Genomic DNA, 18,784 nt, shown 5'->3' with positions numbered 1-18,784 from the left:
CCCCTAACGATGGCCTTGCGTGAGGCTAACGCGGTGGAACGCGCAGCCCGGCGGCATCGAAGAGATGCATGCGCTCCGGCGGCAGAGCGAGGTTGATCGGCGGCCCTTGCGTTTCAACGCCCTGCTGCTTGAGAACGGCGATCAGTTTGCTGTCGCCGGCAATGGTGGCGTGGACAACGGTTTCCGGTCCCAACGCCTCGGCCAGCGTTACCCGCGCTTCCACCGATCCCTTGCTGCCATTCGAAAGTTGGATGTCGTGTGGCCGGATGCCAAGCGTCGCGTCGTCTCCCGGTTTCAGCGCGACCCCATCGGCCGGGATCGAGGCTGAGAGCCCGCCTGGACCTTCGACACGCACCTCGGCGCCGCTTGCCGAACGCACCTTCACCGGCAGCAGGTTCATCCGCGGCGCGCCGATGAAGCCGGCGACGAACAGGTTGGCCGGCGCGTTGTAGAGATCGAGCGGCCGGCCGACCTGTTCGATCCGCCCCGAGCGCATGACCACGATGCGGTCCGCCAGCGTCATCGCCTCGATCTGGTCATGGGTGACGTAGATCATCGTGGTTGCCAGCCGCCGGTGCAGGCCCGCCAGTTCAGCGCGCATGGTGATGCGCAGTTCGGCATCGAGGTTGGACAGCGGTTCATCGAGTAGAAAGGCGGTCGGATTGCGCACCACCGCACGGCCGATCGCCACGCGCTGCTTCTGGCCGCCCGACAGTTGACCGGGCCGGCGGTCGAGATAGGGAGCGATTTCCAGCATGCGCGTCGCTTCCGTGATCCGCGCGTCGATCTCGGCTTTGGGCATACGGATGTTTTCGAGGCCGAAGGCGAGGTTCTGGCGCACGCTCATGTGCGGGTAGAGCGCGTAAGACTGAAACACCATTGCCAGACCGCGCTGTGCGGCCGAAACGTTGGTGACGTCGACCCCGTCGATCTCGATCTTGCCGTCGGTCGGTCGATCGAGCCCGGCAATCAGCCGCAGCAACGTGGACTTGCCGCAACCCGACGGGCCGACGAGGACCAGCATCTCGCCGTCACCGACGTCGAGGTTGATGCCGTGCAAGATCTTCATCTTGCCGTAAGCGCGATCGATGTTGGTCAGCGTTATCCGTCCCATGACATCCTCACTTCAGCCCGGTGCCGGCAATGCCGGAAGTGATGTAACGCTGCAGGAAGACGAAGACGAGGACGACGGGGATCATCGTCACCACGGTCATCGCCAGGATGTAGTGCCACTGCACGTTTAGCTGGCCGGCATAGGTATTGAGGCCGACCTGGAGTGTGTAGAGTTCCTTGCGCGACAGCACCACCAGCGGCCACAGAAAGTCGTTCCAGCGCCAGACGACCGAGAAGATCGCCAGCACGGCGAGCGCCGGTGCTGCAAGCGGCAACACGATGCGCCAGTAGATCTGCCATTCGGAAGCGTTGTCCATGCGCGCCGCATCGAGCAGCTCGTCGGGGATGGTCAGCATGTATTGGCGCAGCAGGAAGACGCCGGTTGGCGTCGCCACGGTCGGCAAGATCACGCCCCACAGCGAATCGAGCAGCCCAACGGCGCCCACCACCGAATAGAGCGGCACCAGGATGACCGACAGCGGCACCATCAGCGTACCGACGATAACAAGCATCGTCAGATCGCGACCGCGGAACTTGTATTTCGACAAGGCGAAGGCGGCCATCGAATTGGTGAGCAGCGTGATCAGCGTCGCCATTGCCGTCACAAAAATCGAATTGCGCAGATAGCGCAGGAAGTCGAAATGGACGAAGGGCTCGGTGTAGTTCTCCGTCGCGAAGCCGATTTCGCGCACCGGCTGCCGGTCGGCGATGTTGATCTTGACGACATCGTTCGGCGCCTGCGGGTCCACCATCTGCGCCATGATGCCGATGCGCCGCACCTCGGCCAGCACCTTGGTCGAACCATCCGGCAACTTCACCCTGTATAGGGCCAGCGGCTTGTCGTAGCCTTCGACCGTCGCCTGTTGGCTGACATAAGGCATTATGGTCGGCGGGAACTCGGCGAGCTGTGCCGGCGTCTTGAATGACGAACCCACCAGCCAGACGGCCGGGCCGAACATGATGACAACACCGCCGAGCAGCCACAGCCAGCTCACGATATCCGTCCAGTGCCAGCCGCGACCGCCGCGCCGGCGGGTCAGGAATGTCACGACCCGGCTCATTCGCGGGCTCCTTTCCGCTCACCCCGGCGTCCGACCTGCAGCTGAACCAAGGTGAGCACGACCAGCACCAACCCCATCAGGATCGAAGCCGCCGAAGCCAGCCCCGGATTGCGCAACAGGGAGGCGAAGCCGATCTCATAGATGTACTGCGTGATATAGAGGGTCGAGGTTCCCGGCCCTCCACCCGTCAGCACATAGACTTCGTCGAAGATCTGCACGGCGCGGATCAGCGTCAGTACGATGACGACAAGCAGATTCGGCATCAGCAGCGGCAGCGTGATGCGCCAGAACACCCGCGCCGGCTTCGTGCCGTCCATCTCGGCCGCTTCGTAAAGGTCGCGCGGGATCGCCTGCAATCCGGCAAGCAGGATGAGCGTGTAAAAGCCCATATGTGCCCAGACCGAAACGCTGACGGCGGCGGTGAAAGCCCAGAAACGGTCCGTCAGCCAGTTGTGCGGCTCGCCGCCCAGATCATGGACGATCAGGTTGAGCAGGCCTTGGCGCTGCAGGATCCAACGCCAGATCAGGCCGGTGACGACAGGCGACAGCAGCACCGGAAAGAAGAACACCGCGCGCCAGAAGCTGCGCCCGACGATCTCGCGGTTGAGGATCAGCGCTGTCGCCATCGACACGGCCGTCATCAGCGCCACCTGCACGACGACGAACAGGCCCGTATTGTGCACGGCCTTCCAGAAGAGATCCTCGTGGCAAGTGGCAGTGTCCAGGTAGTTGCCGCAATCGAGCAGGCGGCGGTATTGCTCGAGCCCCACATAGGTTCGGTCCTGCAGGAAGTAGGCCGTTCCCGACGTGGCCGAATAGAAGAAGTTGATGATCATCGGCACCAGGACGAAAATGCCGAAGATCGCCATGTTTGGCGCGAGGAAGAACGCGGCCATGCCACCGGTGCCCGTCGCGCGCTGCCAGAACTTCAGCGGCACGTTGACGATCGATGCCAGCCAGACGACTGGCGCCGCGAGCGCGGCGCCAGTCCATGCCTTTAGTGTCGCGGCGGCGGTCACTTCGCCTCGGCAACCTTGTCGGCGATATCCTGGTCGATTCTGCCCCAGGCATCGTCGAGGCTGAGTTCGCCGGCCATCACTTGGCTGACGCGCGTCACCAGCGCGGCGAAGTAAGCGTTGGCCCACTTCCACGGCGGCAGCGCATCGGCCGCCGGCAGGGTTTCACCCGCCGCCTTGACGAACTTGTCGAGCGCCGGACCGACGTTCTTGTCGGCCGAGACCCATTTCAGCCCGCCCTTGTCTACGACGCCCTTGTGCGCGGGCAGAAACAGCGTGCGCTCGCTGAATTCTTTCACCACGTCTTCACGGGCCAGATAATCCATGACCTTGGCGACGTCCTTGGGATTCTTGGTGTATTTGATGGCAACCAGCGCCGCGCCGCCCTTCACGCCCGAACATCCTGCGGTACCGCAGGGCGAGCCGGTTGCCACCCAGTCGAAACTATCGCCGATCTTGGTCGACAGATTGGCGACCTGCCAGCTGCCCGAATAGTAGAACGGGATCTGGGCGTTGATGAAGTCGTCGGCGGCCGCGCGATAGGTCGAGCCTGCCGCCGACACCCAGGTATCCTTCAGCATCAGGCCCTTGGCGGTCCAGTCGACGAGCTTGCCGACGAACGCCTTGGTGCCGTCGTCCACTTTCGCCGGCATGCCATCGGGGCCGATATAGTTCGCTCCGAAGGAGACATTCGGACCCGAAATGCGGTGACCGGAACGGTCGATGGCGAAGGCAGCCGGAAGCTGCTGGCTCTTCGCCACCTCGGCGGCGGCGGCGATCCAGTCGTCCCAGGTCGCTTTGTCACCGGGCAGCGGCACGCCGGCCTGTTCGAACAGCGTCTTGTTGGCGAAGCCGCCAGTGAGCGTGAGCTGGGTCATGAAACCCGGGATGGCGTTGGAGCCATCGGGGCGCATCCAGTCCAGCGTGTCAGCGAAATTGGCCTCCCAATATTTCGGATCGGCCACCAGTGGCCTGAGATCGAGCCAGTGCTGGGCAAGCTCCTTGATGTTCGTGACGCGGGCGATGTCCGGCCCCTGGCCGGCTTCGAGCTGGATGGGCAGCTGCTCCTGGATCACCTTGTAGGCGACGTTGTCGAGCGTGACGTGGATGTCGGGATTGTCCTTCAAGAAGCGGTTCAGAATGTCCTGGATGACATCGCCCTCGACGCCGTCCGAATACCACATGATGCGCACGTCGCCGGCAAACGCGCTGGTCGATGCGAGCAGACTGACCGATAGCGCGGCCAGCAAAGTGCGGGTCTTATTCATGCTTCGTCTCCTCCTTTAGCGGGGCGGCGCCCCGATGGTTCAAGCGGCCACGCCCTCTCCTCTTGAGCGTCGCAGCCGATTTCCTCCCTATCCTCCTTGCTTCATGCGCATCGCCTCACCGCGCACGATCCAATTGGCCGGATCGAGTGTGCGTCCCTCAGCCACGATCCTTGCGTCGGCCAGGAAATGCACCGTGCCGTACTCCGGATCCTCGACGGTCAACTCGCCGTCGGGACCCGACCGCACAGACAGGCCGGCAAAGGCGCCCGCCCAGGCGTCGAGCGCCGGCAGATTGGCATTCCGATCACCGAGGCGGACGATCCATGTCGTCCTGCGTCCCGGCGCCCGCAACTCGTTGCCGGCGGTCGGGCCGGCCACGACCTGCGTGAGCGGAACATCCGTCTTCAGCATAACGAAGGCGTCGCCAGATTGCGCGAACGCCCGATCGCCACCCACTTGCACGGCATCGAAGGCTTTTGCGGGGAACCAGGCGTGTGTAAAGTCGGGCTGTTCATCCGAGCAGGAGAAGCTGACTATTGCGAGGTCGCGGTATTGGTGAAGCCGGGGCAAAGTGCCTGAGCCGCCCCAATATGATGGTCTGCCATATCCCGACTGCAGCACTTCGCCGGGGTGGTTGATCCAGATCTGCGCATCCGGGTTCTTGCCCAGCCGGGCGTGAATGACGGTCTCCTGATAACCCCATTGGTTCCAGCGGTAGCCAGCGGCGCTGCCCATCGCATGGTTGCGCGTCTTGTAGTGGTAGAGCCGCGCGAAGCGGTCTTGTCCCTGCGCGAAAGTCCATTCCCACGCCGTATCGTCGGTGAGGGAAGCAATTGCAGCCAACCCATCGGGAACGCTCAAATCGTGATCCCGCAGGCAGAGTGCCAGCTGCGGCAGCGCGTGAAAGCGCATGCCGTAATTGCCCTTGCCCCATAGCATGCGGCAGATGCCGGATAATTCCAGGGAACGCGCGGCGCGCAGCGTGTGCTCATAGGAGCGGCCCTGCGCCCCGGTGAGGATGCCGCGATGCGCCGAGCGCGCGACGATTTCAAGCAGGCGTATGATTGCCTTGCCGGCACGTTCGGCGATGTCCTTGTCCGGGGCCAGCGCGTAGAGCGCGCACAGGCCCTTGAGGTCGATCGGGAAATAAGGCGCCGAGTTGAACTCGGCCATCTCCCATGCCTCGAAATGGTCGAGCCAGGCGCGTACACGCGCGGCTCCAACCGCGGACTGTTCGCGGCCAAGGCGGCCCGACCGCACGAACCGCATATCAGGCAACAGACCCCCAGCAATATAGGCGGCGGTGTGGAAGAGCAGCGCGTGGTTCTCGGAGAAGTACCACTGTACATCATTGCCGGGCTCGTCCATCCAGTAGCGATAGCCGAGGATGGCGTTGTCGACGCGCGCACGCAGGCTCGCTTCCAGCCGATCGCCATAGGCCGTGCGGCACCACAGCAGCGGCACCAGGATGAAGTCGGCGCAATCGTGACAATCCTCGATCGCCGGCAGCGTGCCGGCGATCATGGCGTCGGTCTCGGCGCCCTGCTGTCCGATCGCCAGGCGCGCCAGAGCGCGCACGGTGTCGGCCTCGGCGTGACCGGCGACCTCGCGCAGGGCTTCATCTATACGCGCGGCAAGCGTTTCTGGCGCATCGCCCTGACGGCGCGCGTGGCATATCTCGACGCCGAAGACACGCGATACGGCATGGTCGGCGACCTTCAGCGTCACCTTGAAATGGCGAAAGTCGGCCGGCAGCTGCTCGGTATCGGCGATCGGCAGCCGCGCCTGGCCCGCCGGCAGATCGAAGGCGAAGCGCACCGGCGCCTCGATCGACATGAAATCGCCTTCGATCTCGACCTCGACTTGCGCCTCGCGCGACAGGGCCACGCCGGTGACGAGCGCCACCTCGCCGCCGTCATAGGCGGGACGCTCGAAATGCATGTCGTCGAGGGCTGCTTCCATCGCATCGGCAACGCCGCTCTCGACTTCGATCGGCAGTGCCACCGAAGCAGCCGGACCGGATAGATAGTCGAGCTGGAAATAGTAGCGGGCGTCGCGCTCGGCGAGATCGTCGAACCACACGCGAATGTCGTTACGGCCGGCCTTCAGCGCGATCTTGAAATGCGCGGCACTTTCCAGATTGCGGCCGTAGGGCGCCATCCAGCCGGCTTCCCCACCGTTGGCAAAGAGTATGGCGCCGCCGCATGTGCGCAGCCGCACCAGCGCCTCGCCAGTCGAGGCCGCCTCGATGGTGGTCTCGGCCCAGGTTCCAAGCACCGTCGGCCGAAACCAGAAGCCCGACAGGTCGATGCGTGGTGAGGCGAAGGGCAGCCAGGTGCGCTCGGCGCCGAATTCGGCGCTGACCTGTGGTCGCTTGCCGCGGCGTTCCGCTGCGAACTGCGTACGGCACGGATATTCATGCGGAATGAAATTCTTGTGCTTGGTCAGGAAGAAGAAGGGATCCATCTCGCCTTGCATGGGCTGGTCGGCCACGTCGTAGCGCTGCCCGGCGATGGACCCGAGCCGCCAATAGACGATAGGCTGCCCCGCCGTGAGCGGCCGGCGCAGCGTAAAGTCCGTCCGAACGCCTTGCGCGGCCTCGCTCATCGCAAATCCTTCACGGCAACTGGATCGACATCGGTATAGGCCTGGTTCTCGCCGGTCATGCCCCAGACGAAAGCATAGGGGCCGGTGCCGGCACCCATATGGATAGACCAGGCAGGCGACAGGACGACGTCGCCGTCAGCGACCATCAGGTGGCGCGTCTTGTCTGGCCGGCCCATCAGATGGATGACACGGTCGGCCTCGGCGAGGTCGAAATAGCAATAAGCTTCCATGCGCCGCTCATGCAGATGCGGCGGCATGGTGTTCCACACACTGCCCGGCGCGAGGTCGGTGATCCCCATCAGCAAGAGGCAGGACGGGGCCACTTCGGGATGGATGTACATACGCAGCGTGCGCCTGTTCGCACGGGCCTCCTCGCCGAGCACAAGCGGCTTGGCTTCGCTGCTGACGATAAGCCGATGCGCAATATCGGCGCCGGCCGGAACCGAGTTCATGTAGAAGCGTGCCGGCCTCTCCGGATCGTCGCTCTCCAGCGTCACCTCACGCGCTCCGCGTCCGACATAGACGATGTCGCGGTTAGCCACGTGAAAGCGCCGGCCGTCCACCGCGACCGCGCCATTGCCGCCGAGATTGGCGATGCCCATCTCGCGCGCGTCAAAGAAGAGCGGGGTGCCGACTTCGGCCCGGTTGCCGAATGCCAGCCGGTTGGCCAGCGGCACCGCGCCACCGACGATCATGCGGTCGACATGGGTGTAGACGAATTCGATCGCGCCAGGCCGGAACAAGCCGTCGACGAGGAACTCGGCCCTCAGCCGGTCCGTGTCCATGCCGGCAATATCGGCCGGCGACGCGCCATAGAGCGTCCGCATCACGCCGCCTCCACCTTCGACTGCAGATGCCGCGCGCCTTCGGTCAGGCACAGAATGGCCAGCGCCTGCCCGTAGCCCGTCGGATGGATGGGTATATCGCGATAGAACTGCAGGTCGGCGCCCATGCGTGTGCCATAGGACACGTTCGCAACCACACCTTTGTCATCGATGTTCGCCACCACGGCTTCCAAGGCGCGGAGCCCGGCGGCACGGCACTCTGTCGAGCCGATTCCGAGCCGCGCGGCTTTCATCAAGCCGTAGCCGAAGCCGGCCGTGGCGGAAATCTCCTCGTAAGACGTCGGGTCGTCGAGCAGAGTGTGCCAGGCGCCCGAACCCGCCTGCACCTCGAGCAGGGCGTTGATCTGCGTCTCCAGCACGCCGAGCAGATAGGCCCGAACCGAAGGCGCAATTTCGGCGAACTCCACCAGGTCGAGGATACCGACGGTAATCCAGGCATTGCCTCTCGCCCAACGCGCACGGGCGAAATTGTGCCGTCCCGCGAACGTCCAGCCGTGAAACCACAGCCCTGATGCCGGGTCAGCGAGATAACGGGCGTGAACCAGGAATTGCCTTTCTGCTTCCTCGACGAAGCGACGCTCGCCGGCAGCCTGGCCATACGATGCGAGGAACAGCGCCACCATGAACAGCGTGTCGTCCCACAATTCGTCGTCGTTGACCCGGTCCGAAACATCATGCTGGAAACCGCCTTCGGGTGTCCGCGGCAAGGCGGTGACTATCTGCTCGGCCCATTCGCGCAGCACCGGCTCGAAGCGCGGCTGGCGCCGGCGCCGCCACAATTCGCTTAGCGCCAAAAGGGGCGCGGTGGTGTTGACGTTCATCGCCGGGAGACCGGCAGCGATGCGTCGGTCATACCAGGCCTCGATCGTCTGCAGCAGCCGATCATCGCCGGTCTGCGTCCACAGCCGAACCAGCCCGTAGAGCCCGACGCCTTGCGGCCATTCCCAGCTATCGAAGCTGACATAGTCGCCCGGCGTGCCGTCGAGATTCGGCTCATGGAAGCGCCCGTCATGACGCAAGCCGGTCATGCCCGCCACGAGGCTGGCAAGCGCGGAATTCAGGCGTTCGGCCGATAGCGGCATCACTCCTCCCGTTTCTCCCGCTTCATCAGAACTGTTTCACAGCTATTTTTCTTGCGCAATCTGAAAATTTGTTGCATTAATCGGATGACTTTGCCGGAGATGACGAAGCGGATGAATATCCAGGGCAAGCGCGGCCGCCCCAGCCGCCGCATTCGACTTGAGGAGATCGCGGCGCGTTGCGGCGTGTCGGTCAGCACCGCCTCCCGTGCGCTGAGCGGCGTCGGCGGCGTGAGGGATGAGCTTCGCACCAGGATCATCGAAATAGCGAAGTCGATGAACTACGCCATTCCCGCCTCGGTTGCCGGCCGCAAGGTCATCCTGGCCGCAAGCAGCGTGGCAATGGTGGACAGTGCCCGCAATCAGTTCACCTACCATGTCCTTGATGGACTCAACGAGCGCGCCCGGTTGCTGGGCGTCGAACTGGTGACCCGGCCAGTTTCGGCGCCCGAGGACGAAATCGCGCTTCTGCGTGAATCCGAGCGCGACGACAGCGTCGCCGGTTGCCTGTTTCTGACGCTGGACGATGACGATGTGCTGACGCTGACAGCCGGCTTCGCCAAGCCGATCGTGCTCGTCAACGGCGACGATCCCTCGATGCGCCATTCGAGCGTGACGCCCTGCAATCGCTCTGCCGCCATGCTTGCCGCGCAGCATCTGATCGGCCTCGGCCACCGCCGCATCCTGTTCCTGATGCGGCGTGGCCGGCGCACAATCGAGCGGCGCTATGAAGGTTGGCGCGACGCGCTGATCACGGCCGGCATTGCCGGGTTCGACGACTTCGTGGTCGAGGTGCAGGACTGGCTGCCGGAACTTGCGAGCAGAGCCGTGACCGAGCGCATCGCGGCCCGCGGCCTCGATTTCAGCGCCGTGCTGACGGCCGGCGACAGCCTGGCGTTTGGTGCCATCGCCGGCGTCCAGGAGGCCGGATATTCGGTGCCTGGCGATGTGTCCGTGGTCGGTATGGACGACTTGCCGCTCGCTGCCTTCTGCAACCCGCCGCTGACGGCGATGCACATTCCCATGCGCGAGATCGGATCGGCAGCACTTAGCCTGCTGCTCGACGACATGGCCCATTCGGGGTCGCCGCCGCGCCGCGTCGAGCTTGCCTGCAATCTCGTGGTGCGCCAGTCGACGGCACCAGCCCGGAGCGTCGCCGGCGGTCATCAACTGGTCTCTTGAGCGCGCGACTTGCCGCCAGCAAAGAGCAGCGGCAAACCCTCTTGCGTCTCCAGTTCAAGGACACGTCCAAGCAGGATCATATGGTCGCCAGCCGGAAAGCGGTCGGCGACGCTGCATTCGAACCGCGCCAGTGCGCGCGGCAGCAATGGCACGCCGTGCTCGCTCCACGACAGGTCAAGATCGGCAAAGTCCGTGCCCGACTTCGAAAAACGCCAGCACAGATCGATTTGATCTTCCGCCAGCACGTGAATGGCGTAGTGCGCGGAATTGGCGAAGGCTTCGAACCGGCGCGAGTGGCGGCCGATTGACCAGAGCACCATCGGCGGGTCGAGCGACACGGATGAGAAGCTGTTGGCAGTGATTGCGACCGGGCCGTCGGCCGTGCCGGTGGTGACGACCGTGACGCCGGTGGCGAAACGCCCGAAGGCATTGCGCAAAAGGCGTCGATCGCACACGACATGCTCCATCAGCGGCGCTCCCCCGTTCCCAGTGGTGTCGCTGGAATCCGGTCCGGCACCCGGCCATAGGCGTGGGGGAGCGAGCATGTCTTGAGCTGGGGCAGCACCTTGGTGCCGAAATGGCGCGCCTCGTCGAGATGCGGGTAGCCGGAAAAGATGAAGGCGCGGATCCCCATCTTCATATACGCCTCGATTTCCGACAGAACCTGATCGGTCGAGCCCACCAGCGCCGCGCCGCAGCCAGAGCGCGCTCGCCCGACGCCCGTCCACAGATGCGGCTCGACATAGCCTTCGGCGTCGGCGATCTGGCGGTTCCTGGCCTGGTGCGATACGCCGAGCGATCGGGCGTCGAGCGCGCGCTCGCGGATCGCCCTGCCCTGCTCGTCGTCCAGCTTCGAAACCAGCTCCCGGGCATATTCCTTTGCCTCGGCCTCGGTGTCGCGCACGATCATGTGGACGCGCAGCCCGTAGTCGAGCGTCCGCCCATGGCGCTCGGCGCGTTCGTGGACGGCTTTCATGCGGCCGGCAAGTTCCACCCTGGTTTCAGGCCACATCAGGTAGACGTCGCACTGTTCGGCGCAAAGCTCGAGTGCGTCGGGCGAATAACCGCCGAAATAGAGCAGCGGACCGCCATTTTGCTGATAGGGCTTCGCCGGTGCCGTCGAGAGCCCCTTGAAACGATAGACCTCGCCCTCGAAATCGATGCTGTCCCTGGTCCAGGCCTGGCGCAGTATCTGCACCACCTCGCGGGAACGCTGATAGCGGTAGGCGCTGTCGGCCGCCTCGCCCGGAAAGTCCGACGAAATGATGTTTACCGTCAGCCGGCCTTCCAGCATGTGATCCAGCGTCGCAATCGTGCGCGCCAGCATGATCGGCTGCATCTCGCCGCAACGTACAGCGGCAAGCAGATTGATCGTCGAGGTGACCGGCGCACAGCCGGCAACGAAGCTCAGCGTGTCCTGGCCGACCTGATAGGACGACGGACACAAGATGTTGCGGAAACCGAGTTCCTCGGACGTCTTCACGATCTCGGAGCAATGCGCCCAGCTCGAGCGCAGCGCGTCGTCCGGAACGCCGAGATAGTAATAGTCGTCCGAGCAGAGTGCGGCGAACCACGAGACTTCGGCTGCATCGAGATCCGGCGAGGTGATTGGGACGATGCTCATTGCCACTCTTCAGAAAAAGACGTCCGGGCCACTCTTCAATGACCTCCGGAGCTGCGAATAGGGCTTGCGTAGCATTCGTTTTGGTGTAGATCAATACTGTATCACTTTTGGAGCCAAGCCCTAAACCAGGATGCGATTGGAACACCGGATGCATTTGACAAGGGCGGACCCCGGCCACCGATCCAGCCAGATGCGCGGCCCCCTGCCTGTGCACTTGCAGACCAGCGAAATGCTGATCCGCGAAATCGCGGCCGGACGGCTGGCCGACGGGGCGCGGCTGCCGCCCGAGCGCGCGATGGCCGCGAGCCTCGGGATTGCCGTCGGCACGCTCAGGCGGGCGCTGGCAGATTTGACCGAAAAGGGCCTTCTCGACCGCATCCAGGGCTCGGGTAACTATGTGCGGGCGCGCGGCGACTTGCTCGGGATCTATGCTTTCTTTCGCCTGGAGCGTATCGGTGGCGGCGGCCTGCCGAGCGCCGACGTGCTATCCGTCGAGCGACTGCCCAAACCAGCCGACCTGCCGCAATTCGGCAGCGCCGGCGAAGCCCATCGTATACGCCGGCTGCGGCGGCTCGACGGCGAGCCGGCCGCGGTCGAAGAGATCTGGCTCGATGTCAGCCGCGCCGAGAGGCTCAAGCGCGAGGACCTGTCCGAATCCCTCTATCTCCACTACCGGCTCGCGCTCGGCTTTTCGATCGTTCGCGCCGAAGACCATGTCGCCGTCGCGCCTGTGCCGGACTGGGCCCCGCTCGAGTTCAGGCCACCGCCGGGGACGGTCGTGGGTTTCATAGAACGTATCGCCTGGGCTGGCGATGGCGCCAGCGCAGAATATTCCCGCAGCTGGTTCGATCCGGGCGCGGCGCGGTACGTCACACGTTTCAGATAGGCCGGAGCAAGACGCAGCGTGACCAGATCATCGATCGGCTACGGCATCATCGGCTGCGGCATGATGGGCCGCGAGCATATCCGCAACATCGCTCTGTTGCCCGACGCGCATGTGGCCGCGATCTTCGAGCCGGACCCCGGCATGTTGGCGGCGTCGCTGACGACGGCGTCGGGCGCGCGATCGGCGGCATCGATCGCCGAGCTGCTGGCGATGGACGAGGTGGACTGCATCTTGATTGCCAGCCCCAACCACCATCACCTCAGTCAGATGGAGGAGATCGCCGCACTTCGACCACTGCCGGTGCTGGTGGAAAAGCCGCTCTTCACCGCGGCCGCCGACGAGGGGCGAATCGCGGTGTTGAAAGCACGGCTTCCGCTCGTCTGGGTGGCCATGGAATACCGCTATATGCCGCCCGTCGCCGCATTCGTCGAGCAGGCGCGCCATGCCACCGGCGGCATCCGCATGCTGACGGTCCGCGAGCACCGCTTCCCGTTTCTGGCCAAAGTCGGCGACTGGAACCGCTTCAACCGCAACACCGGCGGCACGTTCGTCGAGAAGTGCTGCCACTTCTTCGACCTGATGCGGCTGATCCTCGGGTCCGACCCCGTCCGCGTGATGGCGAGCGCTGGACAGGCCGTAAACCATCTCGACGAACGCTATGGCGGTGAGAGGCCGGATATCCTTGACCATGGGTATGTGCTGGTTGATTTCGCGAGCGGCGCGCGCGCCATGCTGGAACTGTGCATGTTTGCCGAGGGCAGCCGCTACCAGGAGGAACTCTGCGCTGTCGGCGGCGGGGGAAAGATCGAATGTCTGGTGCCCGGACCAGGCCGTTTCTGGCCGACCCACCTTGGCCCTGCGCCAGTGCCCCAGTTGATCGTCAGCCCGCGCAATCCGCCTGGACCACGACTGCTGGAGATTCCCGTCGACCCCTGGCTGCTCGAGGCAGGCGACCATAACGGTTCGACCTTTTTCGAGCACGCTTGCTTCACCGCTGCCGTGCGCGGACAAGGCAAAGTGGAAGTGACCTTGCAAGACGGCTGGTGGGCCGTCGTCATGGGCCTCGCCGCCGAGAGATCGGCCCGCGAAGGCCGCGCCATCGAACTCGCCGGTGAATTCGCATTGCCGACCTAAGGCCAACCACGCATTCACCAAACCATCGGGTCAGATGCGCCGACCGGTTGCTGCGTCGAACAGATGCGCACATGCGCGGTCGATTTCGATCCGCACCCCTTCGCCTTGCTTGAGCGCAAGCCTTTCTCGGAAGAGGCAGGAGATTTCTTCACCGGAGCAGTCGACCCTGGCGAAGATTTCCGAGCCGGTCGCCTCGAGAAGCGTGATCGTGCCCGGCACGCCCTGCCCGGTCGCCCGGATATGTTCCGGTCGAATGCCGTAGACGAGTTCGCGTCCTGCGGCATCCGCCGGCTGGGCGCCTTCCGGCAACGGCAGGATCAACCCGCCGGCGCTGCGGAACACACCCTCCTCGATGCGGCCGGCAATGAAGTTCATGGCGGGCGAGCCTATGAAACCGGCAACGAAGAGGTTGGCCGGATGGTCGTAGAGGTCCAGCGGCGCGCCGATCTGCTCGACCAGGCCGTCATGCAGCACGACGATCTTGTCGGCCATGGTCATGGCCTCGATCTGGTCGTGCGTGACATAGATCGTCGTGGTACCCAGCCGCTGGTGCAGGGCCTTGATCTCGCCGCGCATCTGGACGCGCAATTTGGCATCGAGGTTGGAGAGCGGCTCGTCGAACAGGAAGACCTGTGGGTCGCGTACGATCGCGCGGCCCATGGCGACGCGCTGGCGCTGGCCGCCAGAAAGCTGGCGCGGATAGCGGTCAAGCAACTTTTCCAGGCCAAGAATGCCGGCTGCTTTCCGGACCCGGCCAGCGGTGTCGGCCGGATCGGCTTTCTTGATCTTGAGGGCAAAGCCCATATTGTCGGCAACAGTCATATGCGGATAGAGCGCATAATTCTGGAACACCATGGCTATGTTCCGGTCCCGCGCGCGCAGATTGTTGACCATACGTTCGCCGATGGCGATCTTTCCGCCGGAGATCGTTTCAAGGCCTGCGATCATGCGCAGCAGCGTCGATTTTCCGCATCCCGACGGACCGACCAGGATGACGAATTCGCCGTCGGCGATGTCGACGCTGACGTCGTGAATGATCTTGGTGGCCCCGAAGGCCTTCTGCACGTTGTTGATTGTTACCGATGCCATTGGATCTTTCCTGGAAAAGAGTGATGTCGGGACGCGCCCTCAGCCGCCCTTGACGGCGCCGGCGGTCAGCCCCGCGACGATCTGCCTTTGCGCGAACATGGTCAGGATCAGCACCGGCAGCGTCACCACCAGCGCCGCCGCGGCGAGCGGCCCCCAGCTGACCTGCTCGTAGGACAGCATGTTGTAGACGGCGACCGGGAGTGTGCGCGTCTCACGGCTGGCGAGCACTACGCCGAAGACGAAATTGTTCCACGAGAAGATAACGGACAGGATGAAGGCGACGACGATGCCCGGCTTGGCGATGGGAAGGGCAACCAGCCGGAAAACCTGCCAGGAGCTGGCGCCGTCGATGTTGGCCGCCTCCTCCAGTTCCATCGGCGTGGTCTCGAAATAGCCGATCATCACCCAGACCACAATCGGCACCGTCACCACCAGATGGATGATGATCTGCGGCCAGAGCGTGCCGAGGATCCCGATCCATTGGAACAGCAGAAACAGCGGGATAAGATAGGATAGTCCGGGCGTCATGCGGGCTATCATGATGAGGACCGCCGATCGTTCAGCCTTGAGCCGTGCGATGCCATAGCCGGCCGGTACGCCGATCAACAGCGCCAGCAAGGTCGCCGTGCCGGTGACCAGAACCGAATTCCAGAGATACAGCAGGAAATTGTTCTCCTCGAACACTTTCACATAGTTCGACCAGGCGAAACGTTCGGGGATCAGGATCGGCGGATAGGCACCGTTATCGATTTCGAATTTCAGCGACAACGAGATCATCCAGAGGAAGAACAGGATCGCCGGCGAGACGAAAACCAGGGCAGCGAAAAACAGACCGATCTGGTTGAGCAGCCGTGAACTCATCTATTTGCCCTCCGTATCGATCCACTGCGAGCGTTGGCGCAGCATCAGCAGGGCAAAAGACAGGGCCACGATGACAACGAAGAACACCACGGCCATGGCCGAGCCGTAGCCGATATCGTAGTAGGAGAAGGCGGTGTTGTAGAGATAGATGTTGATGGTCTCCGACGCCGTGCCCGGCCCGCCCTGAGTCATCGCGTAGATGATATCGAAGCTCTTCAACGCATCGATGGTGCGGATGATGACCGCGATCATCAGGAACGGCGCGATCATCGGCAGAGTGAGATAGCGGAATTGCTGCCAGGCATTCGCGCCGTCGATCTCGGCGCTTTCGAAGGGCTCGCGCGGCACCGAGGCCAGCCCGCCAAGCACGATCAGCATGACCAGCGGCGTCCACTGCCAGGTCTCGACCGCAACCAGCGACGGGATGACCGTGTTGGCGTTGAATATCCATTCCTGAGCCGGGATGCCGACCAGCGACAGCAGGTAGTTGAGCACGCCAAGCTGAGGATGGAACATCATTGTCCAAACCAGTGCCACGGCAACGGGTGTCGCCATCATCGGCATGACGAAGACGCCGCGCAGCAAGCCGCGCAGCGGAAACCTGGCGTCGAAAATCAGGGCGGCCAGAGTGCCCAGCAGCATCGGCGCTGCAACCGAGAGGAAGGTGTAGGTCAACGTATGAACAAGGGATTCCCAGAAACGTGGGTCGCTTGCCAGGCGGAGATAGTTTTCCATCCCGGCAAAGCTCCGCGATTGGCCGAGCGTCCAGCGGTTGACGCTCATCCACAGGGTGAAAGCCCAGGGGAAGACGATGACGGCGCCGACGACGACGAGTGCGGGGACAACGAAAGGCCAGTAGTTGGGAGCCAGCCGGATGGTCTGGCTCCCGTCGATAACCGGCATCGTCACCCCGGTCTGTTCTGGGGTGGTGGCCGACATCAGCCCTGCTCGCTCCTGTCGAGAACCGGCTGGAACTGCTCGGTGGCCTTCTTCAGCTCCGCGGCGGGATCGGCGCCGGCAATCATGTTGGTCAGCGCCACGCCATAGATGTCGCGGAATTCGGTGACGGGGATGATGACCGGCAGCGCCAGCCGGCTGATATTGCCCGAGCCGACCACGGCATCGAGCCAGCTTGCCGGCATGGTTACGCCTTCGCGCACCTTGGGATCCTCCAGCACTGATTTGCGGAACGGAACGCCAGCGCCGGCCTGCAACAGCCGCGCGCCCATGGCTGGCGATACCGCCCACTGGCAGAACAGATAGGCAGCTTCCTTCTTCTCGCTGGCGGCGGTAACGCCAATCCCGTCGCCGAAGGTGCCCGAGGCATGCGCCTTGGGACCCTTGGGCATGACGCCATAACCGACCTTACCGACTACCCTCGACTTTTCCGGGTTTTCCATCGGCGGGGCAAAACCCACACCGTCGAACCACATGCCGATCTTTCCCTGCAGGAAGGCAGACTGTGCTTCGGCCCAATTGAACCCCGTGACGCCCGGAGGGGCGGACTTGGTCATCAATCTTTGATAGAGCTTGGCAGCCTCGACCGCCTCGGGAGCCTCGGTGCGCAGCTTGCCCTTGTCATCGAGCGGCGTCATGTCGTAGCCGAGCATCAGCGACGTCCACACCGGCGTGTTTGCGTTCTTGAGCCCGCGGGCGACGAAGCCGTATGTATTGGTCGAGGGGTCGGTCAGCGCTTCGGCGGCGGCCACCAGTTGCTCGAAGGTCTCGGGGTATTTGAGGCCCTTGGCCTCGAACAGCTCCTTGTTCCAGTAGAGGATCCAGTAGTCCACCGAGAAGGGTAGCGAGCGCAGCACGCCCTGGCCGTCCTTGGCAAACAGCATGCCGGCTTCGGCGAAGTCGCTTTCGACCAGCGCCGGATCGGTGAGCGACGGGTCGGCGAGATAGCCGGCGATGTCGGCCAGCCAGCCGCCCTTCTCGAACTGGCGCTTCTGCACGTGGTAGCTCAGATGCACGACATCGAAGCTCGGCTTGCCCGAGCTCAACTCGATCACCGTCTTCTGGCGCTGCTGCTGCTCGGGCGTTGCCTCGGCATTGACCTTGATGCCGGTCAGTTCCTCGAACTCGGCAAGATATTTCAGGATGGTGTCGCTGCGCGGGCTTTTCACCAGATTGACGTCAAGCGTCGTCCCGGCAAAGCGTTTCCAGTCGACGCCTGCGGCAAAGCCGGGGCGAAGCCCCACAAGGCCGGCAGCGGTTAGCGCTGCGGTTCCGGCAAGGAGTTGCCTCCTGGTTGGGTTGAACAGATTGGACGACATTTCTTCCTCCCGGTTGCTGTCGTTGTGGATGCGCCGCGAACCCGCAGCGCGGCTATATTTCCTCAGATCTGGAGCGCCAGCCGGCGCGCATTGTCGATATGCAGACTGATCGCTTCAACCGCCTTTTGCGGATTGCGGCTCTCCATGGCTTCGATGACCGCCAAATGTTCGCGCATCACCGGCACCACACGTCCGTCGATGCGGAAACGCTCCTGGTGGATCAGCCGGATTTTCACCGAGTTGACCAGGTAGGCCTTGGCGATAATCTCGTTGCCGAGCGCATTGATGAAGGTGTCGTGCATGGCCCAGTCGATGTTCTGGGCCTTGGCTTCCATTTCCGGCGTCGGCGCCTGTCCCAGAGCTTGAGCCAGCATCTCCTCATGTTCGCGCCGCATGCGGGCAAGTTCGGCATCAGAAGCGCTGGCCGTGAATAGCGCCACTGCCTCGCGTTCCATGAACAACCGAAACTGAAACGCCTCGCGGATCAGATTGATGTCGATATGCGCGATCTGCATGCCGCGCTGCGGGATGGTGGTCAGCAGTCCCTCAGCCTCGAGACGCGGGACGATCTCGCGAATGGCACCCAGCGGCAGTCCGGTGAAAGCGACCAGTTCGCGCTGTGACACGAACTGCCCCGGCCGCAGATCACGGGCCAGCAAATGCCGCGTGAAGCTGGCATAGGCTTTCTCCCGGAGAGTAATCGGTTCGCTGCCGTCTTCCACTTCAGCTCGCTTCCTTGTCGG

Annotated in this window: 17 protein-coding genes; 3 read left to right on the top strand and 14 right to left on the bottom strand. The window is 63.6% G+C overall.

The window, feature by feature from the left end:
- Positions 1–25: 25 nt before the first annotated feature.
- From NKH42_RS05720 to bglB, 7 genes are all read right to left on the bottom strand, one after another.
- On the bottom strand, positions 26–1,114 hold the full coding sequence (locus NKH42_RS05720) for an ABC transporter ATP-binding protein (RefSeq protein ID WP_352505177.1): 1,089 nt from the start codon (positions 1,112–1,114) through the stop codon (positions 26–28).
- A 7-nt stretch (positions 1,115–1,121) separates the two neighbouring features.
- Positions 1,122–2,174, bottom strand: coding sequence for a carbohydrate ABC transporter permease (locus NKH42_RS05715; RefSeq protein WP_352505178.1), 1,053 nt, complete (start codon positions 2,172–2,174; stop codon positions 1,122–1,124).
- The gene (locus tag NKH42_RS05710) at positions 2,171–3,193 is read right to left on the bottom strand and encodes a carbohydrate ABC transporter permease (RefSeq protein ID WP_502896023.1); all 1,023 of its coding nucleotides are present in this window, start codon (positions 3,191–3,193) and stop codon (positions 2,171–2,173) included. The genes NKH42_RS05715 and NKH42_RS05710 overlap by 4 nt, the downstream gene beginning before the upstream one ends.
- Positions 3,190–4,458: an ABC transporter substrate-binding protein gene (locus NKH42_RS05705; protein WP_352505179.1), complete on the bottom strand. Its 1,269-nt coding sequence runs from the start codon at positions 4,456–4,458 to the stop codon at positions 3,190–3,192. The genes NKH42_RS05710 and NKH42_RS05705 overlap by 4 nt, the downstream gene beginning before the upstream one ends.
- 87 nt (positions 4,459–4,545) lie before the next feature.
- Positions 4,546–7,065 (bottom strand): hypothetical protein, encoded by a 2,520-nt coding sequence (locus NKH42_RS05700; RefSeq protein ID WP_352505180.1) that lies wholly within the window; start codon positions 7,063–7,065, stop codon positions 4,546–4,548.
- Complete coding sequence (gene kduI, locus NKH42_RS05695) at positions 7,062–7,892, bottom strand: 5-dehydro-4-deoxy-D-glucuronate isomerase (RefSeq protein WP_352505181.1); 831 nt, start codon at positions 7,890–7,892, stop codon at positions 7,062–7,064. The genes NKH42_RS05700 and kduI overlap by 4 nt, the downstream gene beginning before the upstream one ends.
- Positions 7,892–8,992, bottom strand: coding sequence for a beta-galactosidase BglB (bglB, locus tag NKH42_RS05690; protein WP_352505182.1), 1,101 nt, complete (start codon positions 8,990–8,992; stop codon positions 7,892–7,894). Before bglB ends, kduI begins: the two co-directional genes overlap by 1 nt.
- 99 nt (positions 8,993–9,091) lie before the next feature.
- Between bglB and NKH42_RS05685 the strand changes: the two genes are divergently transcribed.
- A complete protein-coding gene (locus NKH42_RS05685) occupies positions 9,092–10,171 on the top strand; it encodes a LacI family DNA-binding transcriptional regulator (RefSeq protein WP_352505183.1) in 1,080 nt (359 codons plus the stop codon).
- Here the strand turns inward: NKH42_RS05685 and NKH42_RS05680 are convergent.
- The gene (locus tag NKH42_RS05680; protein ID WP_352973978.1) at positions 10,156–10,626 is read right to left on the bottom strand and encodes a flavin reductase family protein; all 471 of its coding nucleotides are present in this window, start codon (positions 10,624–10,626) and stop codon (positions 10,156–10,158) included. The two genes, NKH42_RS05685 and NKH42_RS05680, sit on opposite strands and share 16 nt — an antisense overlap.
- An 11-nt stretch (positions 10,627–10,637) precedes the next feature.
- Positions 10,638–11,795, bottom strand: a complete 1,158-nt coding sequence (locus NKH42_RS05675; protein WP_352505185.1) for an LLM class flavin-dependent oxidoreductase — start codon at positions 11,793–11,795, stop codon at positions 10,638–10,640.
- A 148-nt stretch (positions 11,796–11,943) separates the two neighbouring features.
- On the opposite strand from NKH42_RS05675, the gene NKH42_RS05670 reads away from it, so the two are divergent.
- A complete protein-coding gene (locus NKH42_RS05670; RefSeq protein WP_352905265.1) occupies positions 11,944–12,681 on the top strand; it encodes a GntR family transcriptional regulator in 738 nt (245 codons plus the stop codon).
- Between the two features lie 60 nt (positions 12,682–12,741).
- Positions 12,742–13,815 carry a Gfo/Idh/MocA family protein gene (locus NKH42_RS05665; protein ID WP_502896024.1) on the top strand — a complete coding sequence of 358 codons (1,074 nt, stop codon included), beginning with the start codon at positions 12,742–12,744 and terminating at the stop codon, positions 13,813–13,815.
- Positions 13,816–13,845: 30 nt separating this feature from the next.
- Here NKH42_RS05665 and NKH42_RS05660 read toward each other — a convergent pair whose 3' ends face one another.
- From NKH42_RS05660 to NKH42_RS05640, 5 genes are all read right to left on the bottom strand, one after another.
- Positions 13,846–14,904, bottom strand: coding sequence for an ABC transporter ATP-binding protein (locus NKH42_RS05660; RefSeq protein WP_352505188.1), 1,059 nt, complete (start codon positions 14,902–14,904; stop codon positions 13,846–13,848).
- Between the two features lie 39 nt (positions 14,905–14,943).
- Positions 14,944–15,765 (bottom strand): carbohydrate ABC transporter permease, encoded by an 822-nt coding sequence (locus NKH42_RS05655; RefSeq protein ID WP_352505189.1) that lies wholly within the window; start codon positions 15,763–15,765, stop codon positions 14,944–14,946.
- Entirely contained in the window at positions 15,766–16,668 is a 903-nt protein-coding gene (locus NKH42_RS05650) for a carbohydrate ABC transporter permease (protein ID WP_352505451.1), read from the bottom strand.
- A gap of 35 nt (positions 16,669–16,703) precedes the next feature.
- The gene (locus NKH42_RS05645; RefSeq protein ID WP_352476697.1) at positions 16,704–18,041 is read right to left on the bottom strand and encodes an ABC transporter substrate-binding protein; all 1,338 of its coding nucleotides are present in this window, start codon (positions 18,039–18,041) and stop codon (positions 16,704–16,706) included.
- A gap of 62 nt (positions 18,042–18,103) precedes the next feature.
- Positions 18,104–18,763, bottom strand: a complete 660-nt coding sequence (locus NKH42_RS05640; protein ID WP_352505190.1) for a GntR family transcriptional regulator — start codon at positions 18,761–18,763, stop codon at positions 18,104–18,106.
- Positions 18,764–18,784: the final 21 nt, after the last annotated feature.

This window comes from Mesorhizobium sp. M1142 (assembly GCF_040318565.1).
Taxonomy (GTDB): Bacteria; Pseudomonadota; Alphaproteobacteria; order Rhizobiales; family Rhizobiaceae; genus Mesorhizobium.
This window is presented reverse-complemented; position numbering and strand designations above follow the sequence as displayed.